General features: G+C 65.5%; 12 protein-coding genes. 11 read left to right on the forward strand and 1 reads right to left on the reverse strand.

Features of this window, described 5'->3' with window-relative positions; all coding sequences use genetic code 11:
• Positions 1-5 precede the first annotated feature (5 nt).
• The 10 genes from murD to lpxC all read left to right on the forward strand — a co-directional run bounded on the left by murD (position 6) and on the right by lpxC (position 11486).
• Positions 6-1337: a UDP-N-acetylmuramoyl-L-alanine--D-glutamate ligase gene (gene murD / locus ECTPHS_RS01840; RefSeq protein ID WP_040404797.1), complete on the forward strand. Its 1332-nt coding sequence runs from the start codon at positions 6-8 to the stop codon at positions 1335-1337.
• The gene (ftsW, locus tag ECTPHS_RS01845; protein ID WP_008930975.1) at positions 1334-2536 is read left to right on the forward strand and encodes a putative lipid II flippase FtsW; all 1203 of its coding nucleotides are present in this window, start codon (positions 1334-1336) and stop codon (positions 2534-2536) included. Before murD ends, ftsW begins: the two co-directional genes overlap by 4 nt.
• Positions 2533-3621, forward strand: a complete 1089-nt coding sequence (gene murG, locus ECTPHS_RS01850; RefSeq protein ID WP_008930976.1) for an undecaprenyldiphospho-muramoylpentapeptide beta-N-acetylglucosaminyltransferase — start codon at positions 2533-2535, stop codon at positions 3619-3621. Before ftsW ends, murG begins: the two co-directional genes overlap by 4 nt.
• The gene (gene murC / locus ECTPHS_RS01855) at positions 3618-5048 is read left to right on the forward strand and encodes a UDP-N-acetylmuramate--L-alanine ligase (RefSeq protein WP_008930977.1); all 1431 of its coding nucleotides are present in this window, start codon (positions 3618-3620) and stop codon (positions 5046-5048) included. The genes murG and murC overlap by 4 nt, the downstream gene beginning before the upstream one ends.
• Positions 5045-5959, forward strand: a complete 915-nt coding sequence (gene murB, locus ECTPHS_RS01860) for a UDP-N-acetylmuramate dehydrogenase (protein ID WP_008930978.1) — start codon at positions 5045-5047, stop codon at positions 5957-5959. The genes murC and murB overlap by 4 nt, the downstream gene beginning before the upstream one ends.
• On the forward strand, positions 5956-6891 hold the full coding sequence (locus tag ECTPHS_RS01865) for a D-alanine--D-alanine ligase (RefSeq protein ID WP_008930979.1): 936 nt from the start codon (positions 5956-5958) through the stop codon (positions 6889-6891). The genes murB and ECTPHS_RS01865 overlap by 4 nt, the downstream gene beginning before the upstream one ends.
• 22 nt (positions 6892-6913) lie before the next feature.
• Positions 6914-7675 (forward strand): cell division protein FtsQ/DivIB, encoded by a 762-nt coding sequence (locus ECTPHS_RS01870; RefSeq protein WP_246828294.1) that lies wholly within the window; start codon positions 6914-6916, stop codon positions 7673-7675.
• A gap of 111 nt (positions 7676-7786) precedes the next feature.
• Positions 7787-9022 (forward strand): cell division protein FtsA, encoded by a 1236-nt coding sequence (gene ftsA / locus ECTPHS_RS01875; protein ID WP_008930981.1) that lies wholly within the window; start codon positions 7787-7789, stop codon positions 9020-9022.
• Positions 9023-9155: 133 nt separating this feature from the next.
• Positions 9156-10346, forward strand: a complete 1191-nt coding sequence (gene ftsZ / locus ECTPHS_RS01880; protein ID WP_008930982.1) for a cell division protein FtsZ — start codon at positions 9156-9158, stop codon at positions 10344-10346.
• A 225-nt stretch (positions 10347-10571) separates the two neighbouring features.
• Positions 10572-11486 (forward strand): UDP-3-O-acyl-N-acetylglucosamine deacetylase, encoded by a 915-nt coding sequence (gene lpxC, locus ECTPHS_RS01885; RefSeq protein WP_008930983.1) that lies wholly within the window; start codon positions 10572-10574, stop codon positions 11484-11486.
• Here the strand turns inward: lpxC and ECTPHS_RS01890 are convergent.
• Entirely contained in the window at positions 11476-11907 is a 432-nt protein-coding gene (locus ECTPHS_RS01890; protein WP_008930984.1) for a DciA family protein, read from the reverse strand. The genes lpxC and ECTPHS_RS01890 overlap by 11 nt on opposite strands.
• A 187-nt stretch (positions 11908-12094) precedes the next feature.
• On the opposite strand from ECTPHS_RS01890, the gene ECTPHS_RS01895 reads away from it, so the two are divergent.
• A complete protein-coding gene (locus ECTPHS_RS01895; protein WP_008930985.1) occupies positions 12095-13012 on the forward strand; it encodes a M23 family metallopeptidase in 918 nt (305 codons plus the stop codon).
• The last annotated feature ends 66 nt before the right edge of the window (positions 13013-13078 follow it).

The raw sequence follows: 13078 nt of genomic DNA on the forward strand, positions 1-13078 counted from the left end.
GTGACGTGACAGAGCAGGCGACGACATTGATCGTGGGACTGGGCACCACCGGGCTCTCCGTGGCGCGGCATCTGGCCGCCCGCGGGGAGCGCTTCTGCGTGGCCGACACCCGCGAATTTCCGCCGGGCCTGGCGGCGCTGCGGGAACGGGTGCCGGAAGTCCGTCTGTTCTCCGGGCCGTTTGACGCGGACACGCTGGCCCGTTTCGAGCGGCTGATCGTGAGCCCAGGGGTGAGCATTCGGGAACCCGCGATCCGGGCCGCCCAGGCCGCCGGTGCCCGGGTGCTGGGTGATATCGAACTCTTCGCCGGGCAGGCCGACGCCCCGGTCCTGGCCATCACCGGTTCCAACGGCAAGAGTACGGTGACGACCCTGGTGGGAGAGATGGCCAGGGCGGCGGGATTGCAAGTGGCGGTCGGTGGCAATCTGGGTACCCCGGCACTGGATCTGCTGGCATCCCGCTCGGCGCCCGATCTCTATGTGCTGGAGCTTTCCAGTTTCCAGCTGGAGACCACTTCCGGGCTCCGGTGCGCGGCGGCCGCCGTGCTCAACCTGTCCGCGGATCACCTGGATCGTTACGAGGGGCTGGATGACTATGCCCTCGCCAAGGCGCGTATCTTCCGGCATGCCCGGGTGGCGGTGATCAACCGGGAAGATCCTCGGGTCCGGGCCATGCCCGGCGGCCGGAGCCGGGTGAGCTTCGGTCTCGATGTACCCGCGGAGGGTCAGTATGGTCTGAAAGACCAGGATGGCGGGTCCTGGTTGTATCGGGGGGACGAGCCCTTGCTGGCGGAGGCGGAGCTGCGCATGGCCGGGCGGCATAACACCGCCAATGCCTTGGCTGCCCTGGCCCTGGGCGAGGCCGCCGGCCTGCCCAGGGACGACATGCTGGCGGTATTGCGCCGCTTCGCGGGTCTGCCCCATCGCTGTCGGTGGGTGGCGCATCGGCAGGGCGTCGACTGGTACAACGATTCCAAGGGCACCAATCTGGGCTCCACCCTGGCGGCGTTGGCGGGGTTGCCGGGCAAGGTCGTGCTCATTGCCGGCGGGCAGGGCAAGGGTCAGGACTTCACGCCCCTGCGTGCCGTGGCCGCCGACAAGGCTCGGGCCGTGGTGCTGTTGGGGCAGGATGCCCCGGTCATCGAGCAGGCCCTGGAAGGCGTGGTACCGGTGGTGCGGGTCCATGACATGGATCAGGCCGTGGCCGAGGCCACCCGTCTGGCCTGTCGCCGGGACAGCGTGCTGCTTTCGCCGGCCTGCGCCAGCCTGGATATGTTTCGTAATTATGAACATCGGGGCGAGGTCTTCGAGTCCGCGGTACGGAGGCTGACATCATGAAGGGCCTTGATCTTCAGGCCACCCGGGACATGGATAGCCGCCTGGCGGTGGAACTGCATCAGAAGGTGGACCTGGGGCTGGCGGTCACGGTGATGGCCTTGCTGGGGCTGGGACTGGTGATGGTGGGTTCCGCCTCCATCGGCATCGCCGAGCGCAGCCTGGGCGATCCCTTCTATTTCCTGCAGCGGCAGCTGATTTTCGTCTGTCTCGGCGTGGCGGCGGCCATCATGCTGTACAACCTGCGCCTGGCCTGGTGGCAGGCCATGGGTCCCTGGCTGCTCCTGTCCGTCTATGTGCTGTTGCTGCTGGTACTGGTGCCCGGTATCGGCAAGACGGTGAACGGCTCCACCCGCTGGATTTCGGTGGGGTTGTTCAACCTGCAGGTTTCCGAAGTGGTGAAGCTGCTCATGACCATCTATCTGGCCGGGTACCTGGTACGACATGCCCGTCAGGTCCGCGAGACCCTGTTGGGATTCGCCAGGCCATTGATCCTGATCATGCTGGCGACGGTGCCCCTGCTCATGCAGCCGGACTTCGGCGCCGCCGTGGTGCTGATGGCCATCGCCCTGGGGATGCTGTTCCTGGGCGGTGCGCGGTTGTGGCAGTTCTTCATGCTGCTGGGTGTCGTGGGCGCGGCGATGGCCTGGTTGGCGATTCAGACCCCTTACCGGGTGGCCCGTCTCACCGGCTTCATGGATCCCTGGACCGATCCCTTCAACACCGGTTTCCAGCTCACCCAGTCCCTGATTGCCATCGGCAGTGGTTCCTGGTTCGGCGTGGGGCTGGGCGGCAGTGTGCAGAAACTCTTCTACCTGCCGGAAGCCCACAACGATTTCCTGTTCGCCGTGCTGGCCGAGGAACTGGGTCTGGTGGGCATTGTGGTGCTGGTGGCCCTCTACGGCTTTCTGCTCTGGCGCAGCTTTGCCATCGGCCAGGCCGCCGAACGGGTAGGGCACCTGTTCGGTGCACACCTGGCCTACGGCATCGGCATCTGGATCGGTCTGCAGGCCTTCATCAACATGGGCGTGAACATGGGCATGCTGCCCACCAAGGGGCTGACCCTGCCCCTGATGAGTTATGGCGGCAGCTCCATGCTGGTGACCTGCGCGGCGATGGGGCTGCTGGCCAGGGTGCACCGGGAAACGGTGGAGAGCGGGGGCTTCAGGCCCCGCCGTCGTGCCTCGGGAGGTGGAGCATGAGTCGTCGTCCCATCCTGATCATGGCCGGTGGCACCGGGGGGCATGTCTTTCCCGGGATGGCCGTGGCCGACCACCTGCGTGCCCGTGGCGAGACCGTGTGCTGGCTGGGCACGGCCACCGGCCTGGAGGCCCGGCTGGTGCCGGCGGCGGGAATCGAGTTCCATACCCTACCGGTGAGTGGGCTAAGGGGTAAGGGGGTGGCCGCCTGGTTGCTGGCGCCCTGGCGACTGGGGGTGGCTCTATGGGCGGCCCTGGGCCTGATGCTGCGGCTCAAGCCCCGTGCCGTGCTGGGCCTGGGGGGATTTGCCTCCGGCCCAGGGGGCCTCATGGCCGCCGCCCTGGGACATCCCCTGGTGATCCACGAGCAGAACGCCATTGCCGGCATGACCAACCGCTGGCTGGCCGGTCGTGCGGACCTGGTGCTGGAAGCCTTTCCGGGCACGTTCCCCGCGAGCCGCCAGGCGGTGGCCGTCGGCAATCCCGTGCGCGAGAGCATCCGGGAACTGCCGGAGCCTGACCTGCGCATGGCCGGGCGGGAAGGTCCCTTGCGTCTGCTGGTGGTCGGCGGCAGCCTGGGCGCCCTGGCCCTGAATACCCGCGTGCCCGAAGCCCTGGCGCGTCTGCCCGAGGCGCGCCGACCCCTGATCCGTCATCAGGCGGGGGAGCGCACGCTGGAGGAGGCCCGCCGGGCGTATGCCCGGGCCGGGGTGGAGGCCGAGGTAACGGCCTTCATCGATGACATGGCCGAAGCCTATGACTGGGCGGATCTGGTGATCTGCCGGGCGGGGGCGCTGACGGTCTCCGAACTGGCGGCCGCCGGCGCGGCCGCCCTGCTGGTGCCCTATCCCCATGCGGTGGATGACCACCAGCGTGCCAATGCCCGCCACCTGTCCGAGGCCGGGGCGGCCCGGCTCGTCCTTCAGGATGAACTGGAACCCGAGGCCCTGGCGACGTGGCTGGAGTCCCTGGATCGCCCCCGATTACTGGAAATGGCCCGCCAGGCCCGTTCCCTGGCACGTCCCGATGCCACCCGTCGCGTGGCCGAGGCCTGTCTGGCCCTGGCCGGGGAAGGAGATCGCCCATGAATGCGCCCAACGCCCTGATCGGCATGCGTCGCATCCGTCGGATTCACTTTGTGGGTATCGGTGGCTCGGGCATGGGCGGCATCGCCGAGGTACTGGCCAACCTGGGGTACCAGGTCAGTGGTTCGGACATTGCCGAAAATGCCGTGACCCGGCGTCTGGAAGGACTGGGCGTGGAAGTCCGCCTGGGTCATGATGCCGCCCATGTGCGGCAGGCCGACGTGCTCGTGGTGTCCAGTGCCATCCGCTCCGACAACCCGGAACTGCGGGCGGCGCGGGAACGCCGCATTCCCGTCGTGCCTCGGGCCGAGATGCTGGCGGAACTGATGCGTTTTCGCTACGGCATTGCCGTGGCGGGGACCCACGGCAAGACCACCACCACCAGCCTGGTGGCCAGTCTGCTCGCGGAGGGCGGGCTGGACCCTACTTTCGTCATCGGCGGCCGGCTCAACAGCACCGCCAGCCATTCCCGGCTGGGGCAGGGCAGCTATCTGGTGGCGGAGGCGGACGAGAGCGACGCCTCCTTTCTGTGTCTGCAGCCGATGATCTCGGTGGTGACCAACATCGATGCGGACCATCTGGCCACCTACGAAGGGGATTTTTCCCGGCTGCGGGATACGTTCCTGGAGTTCCTGCACCATCTGCCCTTCTACGGCCTGGCGGTGCTGTGCGTGGATGATCCGGAAATCCGAGATCTGATCACCCGCATCGGTCGCCCCATGCTCACTTACGGCATCGATCACCCGGCCGACGTCAAGGCCCGTGAGCTGCGCCCCGACGGCACCCGCACCCACTTCGACCTGTCCCTGCCGGGCCGCGATCGGGCCCTGCCGGTGACCCTGAACCTGCCGGGACGCCACAATGTGCTCAATGCCCTGGCGGCGGTGGCCGTGGCCCACGAGTTGGGGGTGGACGACGGTGCCATCCAGCGGGGGCTGCAGGCATTTCAGGGTATCGGCCGGCGTTTCCAGGTCTACGGCAGTCTGCCCACGCCGGTGGGTGAGGTGATGCTGGTGGATGACTATGGCCATCATCCCACCGAGGTGGCCGCCACCATCGCCGCGGCCCGATCCGCCTGGCCGGAGCGACGTCTGGTACTGGCCTTCCAACCCCATCGCTACACCCGTACCCGGGACCTGTTCGAGGATTTTGCCGAGGTACTGTCCGAACCCGATGTGCTGGTGCTGCTGGATGTCTATGCGGCGGGGGAGGACCCCATTCCCGGTGCCGATGGTCGCACCCTGGCGCGGGCGATTCGTACCCGGGGACGGGTGGATCCCGTGTTCGTGGATGCGCCCGAGCGTCTGGTGGACGCCCTGCGGGGCGTGTTGCGGGCGGGGGATGTCCTGCTGACCCAGGGCGCGGGGAATGTGGGGGCACTGGCGGCCAGCCTGCCGACGGCACTGGCCGGCGATGGGGGGGCGCCATGATCGCGGCCTGTCGTCCCGGTCATCTGCGCGGGGAACTGCGCATCAATGAAGCCATGGCCCGGCATACCTCCTGGCGGGTGGGTGGGCCGGCGGACCGCTGGTATCGGCCGGCGGATCTGGATGACCTGGTGCTGTTTCTGTCCGGACTGCGGGCGGACGAACCCCTGTTCTGGCTCGGCCTGGGCAGTAACATCCTGGTGCGTGACGGTGGTATCCGTGGAACGGTGATTGCCTACGCGGGTGTGCTGGATACCCTGCATGCCCTGCCGGGATACCGGGTGCGGGTCGGGGCCGGCGTGAGTTGCGCCAAGTTGTCCCGCTTCTGTGCCGAGCACGATCTTGCCGGCGGCGAATTTCTTGCCGGCATTCCCGGCGCCCTGGGCGGGGCCCTGGCCATGAATGCCGGGGCCTGGGGGGACGACACCTGGTCCCACGTGGAGCAGGTCACTACGATTGATCGGCGCGGGTGTCTGCAGGTTCACACCCGGGGGGATTACGAGGTGGGCTATCGCCATGTGCAGGGCAGCCGGGAAGGCTGGTTCGTGGAGGCAACGCTGGCCTTCGCGGCCGGCGACGGTGAAGAATCCCGTCGGCGGGTCAAGGACCTGCTGTCCCGGCGCAACCGGACCCAGCCCATCGGACAACCGTCCTGCGGTTCGGTGTTCCGCAACCCGCCCGGGGATCATGCGGCTCGGCTGATCGAGGCGGCGGGTCTCAAGGGGATGCGCATCGGCGGGGCCATGGTCTCGGAAAGACATGCCAATTTCATCATCAATACCGGTACGGCCCGTGCCGCGGACATGGAGGCGCTGATGCACCGGGTGCAGACCGAGATTCACGCCCGTTTCGGGGTTGAACTGGTCCCCGAGGTCCGCATCGTGGGTGAATCCGTCGAGGAGGTGGTGTCATGACGCAGTCAAATCAGACCGCTTTCGGCAAGGTGGCGGTGCTCATGGGCGGTAGGTCCGCGGAGCGGGAGGTTTCCCTGCGCAGTGGGCGGGCGGTGCTGCAGGCATTGCTGTCGGCCGGCGTGGATGCCCACGGCATCGATGTGGGGCGGGATGTACTGGAGGTCCTGGCCCGCGGCGCCTACGACCGGGCATTCATCATCCTGCATGGGCGCGGTGGCGAGGATGGCGTCATCCAGGGCGCCCTGGAGCTGTTGGACATGCCCTATACGGGTACCGGCGTGGCCGGTTCGGCCGTGGGCATGAACAAGCTCATGAGCAAGCGCCTCTGGCGCGGGGCCGATTTGCCGACGCCGGATTACCGGGTGTTGGAATCCGGGTTCGATCCGGTGGCGGTGGTGGACGCCCTGGGTCTGCCCTTGATCGTCAAGCCTGCCCTGGAGGGGTCGAGCATCGGTATGTCCCGGGTCAACCGGGTGGAGGATCTGTCGGCCGCCTTTGAAGTCGCCGCCGCCTGTGGCGGGCCGGTATTCGCCGAACGCTGGATCACGGGCAGGGAATTCACCGCGGCCATCCTGGATGGTGAGCCGTTGCCCCTGATCCGTCTGGAAACGCCCCGGTCCTTCTATGACTACGAGGCCAAGTACGCCGCCGAGGATACCCGCTATCACTGTCCCTGCGGACTGGATCCCGAGGCAGAGGCCACCGTACAGGCCCTGGCCCTGGCCGCCTTCGAGGGTGTGTCCGGACGGGGCTGGGGCCGGGTGGATCTGATGATGGATGCCGGGGGCAAGGCCTGGGTGATCGAGGTCAACACGGTGCCGGGCATGACCGATCACAGTCTGGTGCCCATGGCGGCCCGGGCCGCCGGGCTGGATTTCCAGGCCCTGGTAATGAAGATTCTGGCCACGTCCCTGACCCCGGGGGCGCGGTAATGGGGTGTATATGGGCAGATCGATGGCAAGGCGAAGGGTGCAGCGGCCGCCCTGGTGGCGGGAGGCACGCTTGCGCCGCGCCCTGCGAACCCTGCTGCTGGTGGCGGCGCTCATGATGCTCGCCTTTGCCGGTCAGGGTGCCGTGGCTTATCTGATGGAGCCTGATACCCTGCCCATCCGCAGTGTGGAAGTGGAAGGCGAGGTGCGTTACCTGGGGCCGGAGGCCCTGTCCGCGGCCATCACACCCCACGTGCAGGGTGGGTTCTTCAGCCTGGATCTGCGTCAGGTGGAGGCGGCGGTCAAGGCGTTGCCCTGGGTGCGCGGAGTCTGGGTGCACCGGGAATGGCCGGACCGGATCGTGATCCGGATCGAGGAACAGGTTCCGGTGGCGCGTTGGGGTAGCGATGCCCTGGTGAACCAGTACGGGGAACTGTTCCGACCGGCGTTGTCGGAAGCCCCCGAGGGCCTGCCGTTCCTGGAAGGCCGCGAGGGACGTCAGCGGCAGCTCATGGAGCGCTTCCTGGCAGTACAGGCCAGGTTGGCGGATGTGGGCCTGGAAGTCTCCGGGCTGAAGGAAGATGCACGCCGTTCCTGGGTGATTCAGCTCGAGAACGGAGGGCAGGTGCTGATGGGGCGGGGCATGGACGTCGATCGGCTGGATCGACTGGTGCGCATGTACCCGCGCCTGGAGGAACACCGGGACGAGCCCATCAGGCGAATCGACATGCGTTACACCAACGGCATCGCCGTGGCCTGGAAGCCCCGGGAGGGCGGTGCACAATGAGACAGGTTAGGCAGGCAAGGCGAATGAGAGTCATGAATACAGCGTTATGCATCGGGTCGCCACGGGATGCTTCAGTCGCGCTGATCGGCACGGTAGCGGAGATGAAGGCTTATGTCTAAGCGATCCGATAAGGGAATGATCGTCGGCCTGGATATCGGGACCTCTAAGGTGGAGGCCATCGTCGGCGAGGTGAATGACGAGGGGGGAATCGAGATCGTCGGTATCGGTTCCCACCCGTCCCGCGGTCTGAAAAAGGGTGTGGTGGTCAACATCGAGTCCACCGTGCAATCCATCCAGCGCGCCATCGAGGAGGCCGAGCTGATGGCCGGTTGCCAGATTCACTCGGTTTTCACCGGGATTGCCGGCAGCCATGTGAAGAGCCTCAATTCCACCGGCGTGGTGGCCATCAAGGACAAGGAAGTGACCACGGCGGACGTGGAGCGGGTGATCGATGCCGCCCGCGCGGTGGCGATCCCGGCGGACCAGCGCATCCTCCATGTGCTGCCTCAGGAGTTCATCATTGATGAACAGGAAGGTATCCGTGAACCCATCGGCATGTCCGGCGTGCGGCTGGAGGCCAAGGTCCACCTGGTGACCGGTGCCGTGTCCGCGGCGCAGAACATCATCAAATGTGTCCGTCGCTGCGGCCTGGAAGTGGATGACATCATTCTGGAACAGCTGGCTTCCAGCCACGCGGTCCTCACCGAGGACGAAAAGGAACTGGGAGTGTGTCTGGTGGACATCGGTGGCGGCACCACCGACATCGCCGTCTTTACCGATGGGGCGATTCGCCACACGGCGGTGATCCCCATTGCCGGTGATCAGGTCACCAACGATATCGCCGTGGCTCTGAGAACACCCACCCAGTATGCCGAGGACATCAAGATCAAGTACGCCTGCGCTCTGCGCCAGCTGGCCAATCCCGAGGAAAGCATTGAGGTGCCCGGCGTCGGTGACCGACCTCCCCGGCGTTTGTCCCGGCAAACCCTGGCTAGCGTGGTAGAACCGCGTTACGAGGAACTCATGACCCTGGTGCAGTCGGAACTGCGCCGGTCGGGCTGCGAGGAGATGGTGGCGGCGGGCGTGGTCCTCACCGGGGGATCGTCGAAGATGGAAGGTGTCGCGGAACTGGCCGAGGAGGTCTTTCACATGCCGGTGCGTCTGGGTCTACCCCAGTATGTCACCGGCATGGTGGACGCCGTGAAGAATCCTACCCATTCCACCGGCGTGGGATTGTTGCTGTTCGGTCATCAGAGCCGCTATCAGGCCCTGGGAGAAGGGGTCAGGGGCGGTAGCATGAAATCCGTCTGGGGGCGGATGAAGAGTTGGTTTCAGGGCAATCTCTAGTATCGGCGACAGCACCGAAGCCCTTGGGCAGGGCTGAAAAATGAACAAGCAGGGGCGGGTTGGGTCTGCGGGCCTGAATTCGAAGCATCACGGTCTTTCAACGAACATTGTGGTTTTTCAGGAGGTAGTGAATATGTTTGAGCTCATGGATACCTATCCCCAGAACGCGGTCATCAAGGTGATCGGTGTCGGCGGCGGAGGCGGCAATGCGGTCCAGCACATGGTCAACGCATCCATCGAAGGCGTGGACTTCGTGGTGGCCAACACGGATGCCCAGGCACTCAAGCGGGTGGACGCCAAGACCCTGTTGCAACTGGGTTCACACATCACCAAGGGTCTGGGCGCCGGCGCCGACCCGGCGGTGGGTCGCGAAGCCGCCCTGGAAGACCGGGAGCGCATCCAGGAAGTGATCGACGGTGCCGACATGGTTTTCATCACCGCCGGCATGGGCGGCGGTACGGGCACCGGTGCCGCGCCCGTGGTGGCCCAGATCGCCAAGGAAATGGGCATCCTCACCGTGGCCGTGGTCACCAAGCCCTTTCCCTTCGAGGGCAAGAAGCGTATGCAGGTGGCGCAGTCCGGGATGGAGAACCTGGCCAAGTACGTGGACTCCCTCATCACCATTCCCAATGACAAGCTCTTGTCGGTGCTGGGCAAGAATGTGACCCTGCTGGACGCCTTCAAGGCCGCCAACGACGTGCTGTTGGGCGCGGTGCAGGGGATTGCCGAGCTCATTACCCGCCCCGGCCTGATCAACGTCGACTTTGCCGACGTGCGCACCGTCATGTCCGAGATGGGTATGGCCATGATGGGAACCGGTACCGCCTCCGGTGGTGATCGCGCCCGCGTGGCTGCCGAGGCGGCCATCTCCAGCCCGTTGCTGGAGGATGTAAACATCGCCGGTGCCCGGGGCATTTTGGTGAACGTGACCGCCGGTATGGACATGTCCATCGGCGAGTTCGAGGAAGTCGGCGCGGCGGTCAAGGAGTTCGCCTCGGAGGATGCCACCGTGGTGGTGGGCACCGTCATCGATCCGGAGATGAACGACGAACTGCGCGTGACCCTGGTGGCCACCGGTCTGGGAACTCCTGGCCAGGCGGCGCGCCCGACCCGTGAAAAGCCGGCCGTCAAACTGGTCGAGCCTCGTCAGGCTGCCATGGGCGGTCAGAGCCAGGGTAATGATCTGGACATGGCGGACTACGATAAACTGGACCGCCCCGCCGTGATGCGTAAGCAGCAGGGCAATGCCGCCTACGATATCTCCGGCAACCCCAACATGGACTATCTGGATATCCCGGCATTCCTGCGTAAACAGGCTGACTGAGCATGGTCAGGTGCATGGTGGCGGAGCGCACCGAGGGTGTGCTCCGCCGCCCTGAACCGGCACCGTTTCAGGGCGCGCCTTGCATCAAAATATGCAAGTCAACCCGTCCAGTGGCATAATGTGCGGCTATTTTTCCCCGTTGGGGCGTTCCGGGAGGGATTTTCCCTGGTCTGGCACGCGTCATGCACTCATCCTGGTGCGTCACGGGTTCAGAGGGCTATCACGTTGATCAAGCAGCGCACACTCAAGAACACCATCCGCGCCACCGGCGTCGGTCTTCACACCGGCGAGAAGATCTATCTGATGCTGCGTCCGGCGCCGGTGAACGCCGGTGTGGTGTTTCGTCGTGTCGATCTGGATCCTGTGGTGGAGATCAAGGCTCATCCCGAGAACGTGGGGGACACCTGTCTGTCCACCACCATGGTGAGTGGCGAAGTGCGCGTCTCCACGGTGGAGCACCTGCTGTCAGCCGTGGCCGGGCTGGGTATCGATAATCTCTACGTGGATGTCAGTGCGCCGGAGGTGCCGATCATGGACGGCAGCGCCGGGCCTTTCGTCTTCCTGATCCAGTCCGCCGGGATCGTGGAGCAGAATGCTCCCAAGCGTTTCATCCGCATCAGGCAGCCAGTGGAAGTGCGAGAGGACGACAAGTGGGCGAGGCTGGAGCCCTTCAATGGTTTCAAGGTGGGTTTCTCCATCGACTTCAGGCACCCCATCTTCAGTGGCGGTATCCAGACCGCGGAACTGGATTTCTCCACCACCTCCTTCGTCAAGGAGGTCAGCCGGGCCCGCACCTTCGGCTTCATGCGCGAGATCGAGGCCTTGCGCAGTCGTCGGCTGGCTCTGGGCGGCAGCCTGGACAACGCCGTGGTACTGGATGATTACCGTGTCCTCAACGAGGACGGTCTGCGCTATGAGGACGAATTCGTCAAGCACAAGATCCTGGATGCCATCGGTGATGTCTATCAGCTGGGTCATAGCCTGATTGGGGCCTTCACCGGCTATAAGTCCGGTCATGCCCTCAACAACAAGCTGATCCGCAAGTTGATCACTCTGGAAGATGCCTACGAGATTGTGACCTTCGAAGAGGGCGGCGAGCCGTTGCCCATCTCCTACGCTCACGCGGCGGCTACGGTCTGACCGGGCCGTGACTGCGCCCTGCCAAGCGGCGCAGGGCCTGGCTCAGCTCAGGGTCGTCTACGGCACGGGCGGCCCCCAGCAGGGCAGTGCGCGCCCGCGGGGAAAGCGGGTCGAGCTGACGAGAGCGGGATTCGGCCCGCACCGACCCCATCGCCGGGCGCACCCGGATACGGACGGATCTTGCCTGCAGGCCATGGTGTGCCTTGACCTGCTTGAGGATGTCCCGCTGCAGGTAACGCAGTTGGGAAGCCCAGGCGCCGGCGTCCGTCACCAGGATCAGTGCCTCGGCCTCCAGGCCGCCCACCCAGCAGTGCTCCCGCGGCCCTGGCGGCAGCAGGTGCCTGACGCTCCGGGTCAGGTTCTCCAGTTCTCGGGCCCGATGCAACAGTTCGGGGGCCAGCAGGGCTCTGGGACGACGCATGAGCTGAGGGGTTCCTGGTTGGCTGAACGGGATGCCTGCAAGGTTACCCGCATCCGTGTCGCCGAGGTAGCAGGATTTCCCACAATGCCCGTGGTTGGATTATGATCGTGCCCTCCGGAAAGATGCGCGCCTGCGGCCGATTTCAGTCGGCACGGGTCCTGATCAGAAAAACGCGGGCTGAATCAGCATGAACATCATCTTCCTGACAGATAAGGGGGCGGGTTCCCGGCGCTTTCACGTCTCACGCTGGTACCACCTCTCCATGCCCCTGGCCGCACTCGCGGTCTGTGGCGGTCTGATCCTGGGGGCCGGTTATCAGGCCGGTCGTCATCTGCATGGCACCACGGACCCCGGACTCGCGCACTGGGGCGAGGAGTTGCGGGAACAGCGCTACCAGCTGGAATATGCCAGGGATACGGCCGAGGCCGGCATTCAGGCGCTGACCCAGCGGGTGGCCCAGCTCCAGGCCCAGATGATGCGTCTGGAAGCCCTGGGCAACAAGCTGGTGAAGATGGCCGACCTGGAAGACGGCGAGTTCGATTTCGGTGTCCTGCCAGGCCTGGGAGGCCCTGAAGAGCTGCTTCACGAAGCGCCTCCCTCCGATCTACTGCGGCAGATCGATGAACTGGCGCGGCAGATGGATGACCGGGAGTCCCAGTTGCGGCTGCTGAGCCGTCTTATCCTGTCCGGGCAGTTGGCGGATGAGGTGACGCCGGCGGGTCGTCCTGTGGTGTCCGGCTGGATGTCATCCGGCTACGGCACTCGCACCGATCCCTTTACCGGCCGCCAGGTTTTCCACCGCGGCGTGGATTTTGCCGGTCGTCCCGGTTCCGACATCATTGCCGTGGCCGGCGGCATCGTGATCTTTGCCGACCGCCGGGATGCCTTCGGCAAGCTGGTGGAGATCGATCACGGTAACGGCTACGTCACCCGCTATGCCCACAATCAGGAGATGCTGGTGAGTGTGGGTGATATGGTCCGGAAGGGACAGGTGATTGCCAGGATGGGGTCCACCGGGCGCGCCACCGGTCCGCATGTCCATTTCGAAGTGCTCAAGGATGGCCGCCATGTCAATCCTCACCGCTTCATTGCCGCCTCGGGTTAGGCCCCGAAAGGTGCCCCACTGCGTCACTATCGCGGATGGGGTATGATGGCGGGCCTCAAGTTCAGC

The sequence above is a fragment of the Ectothiorhodospira sp. PHS-1 genome, from assembly GCF_000225005.1.
GTDB lineage: Bacteria > Pseudomonadota > Gammaproteobacteria > Ectothiorhodospirales > Ectothiorhodospiraceae > Ectothiorhodospira.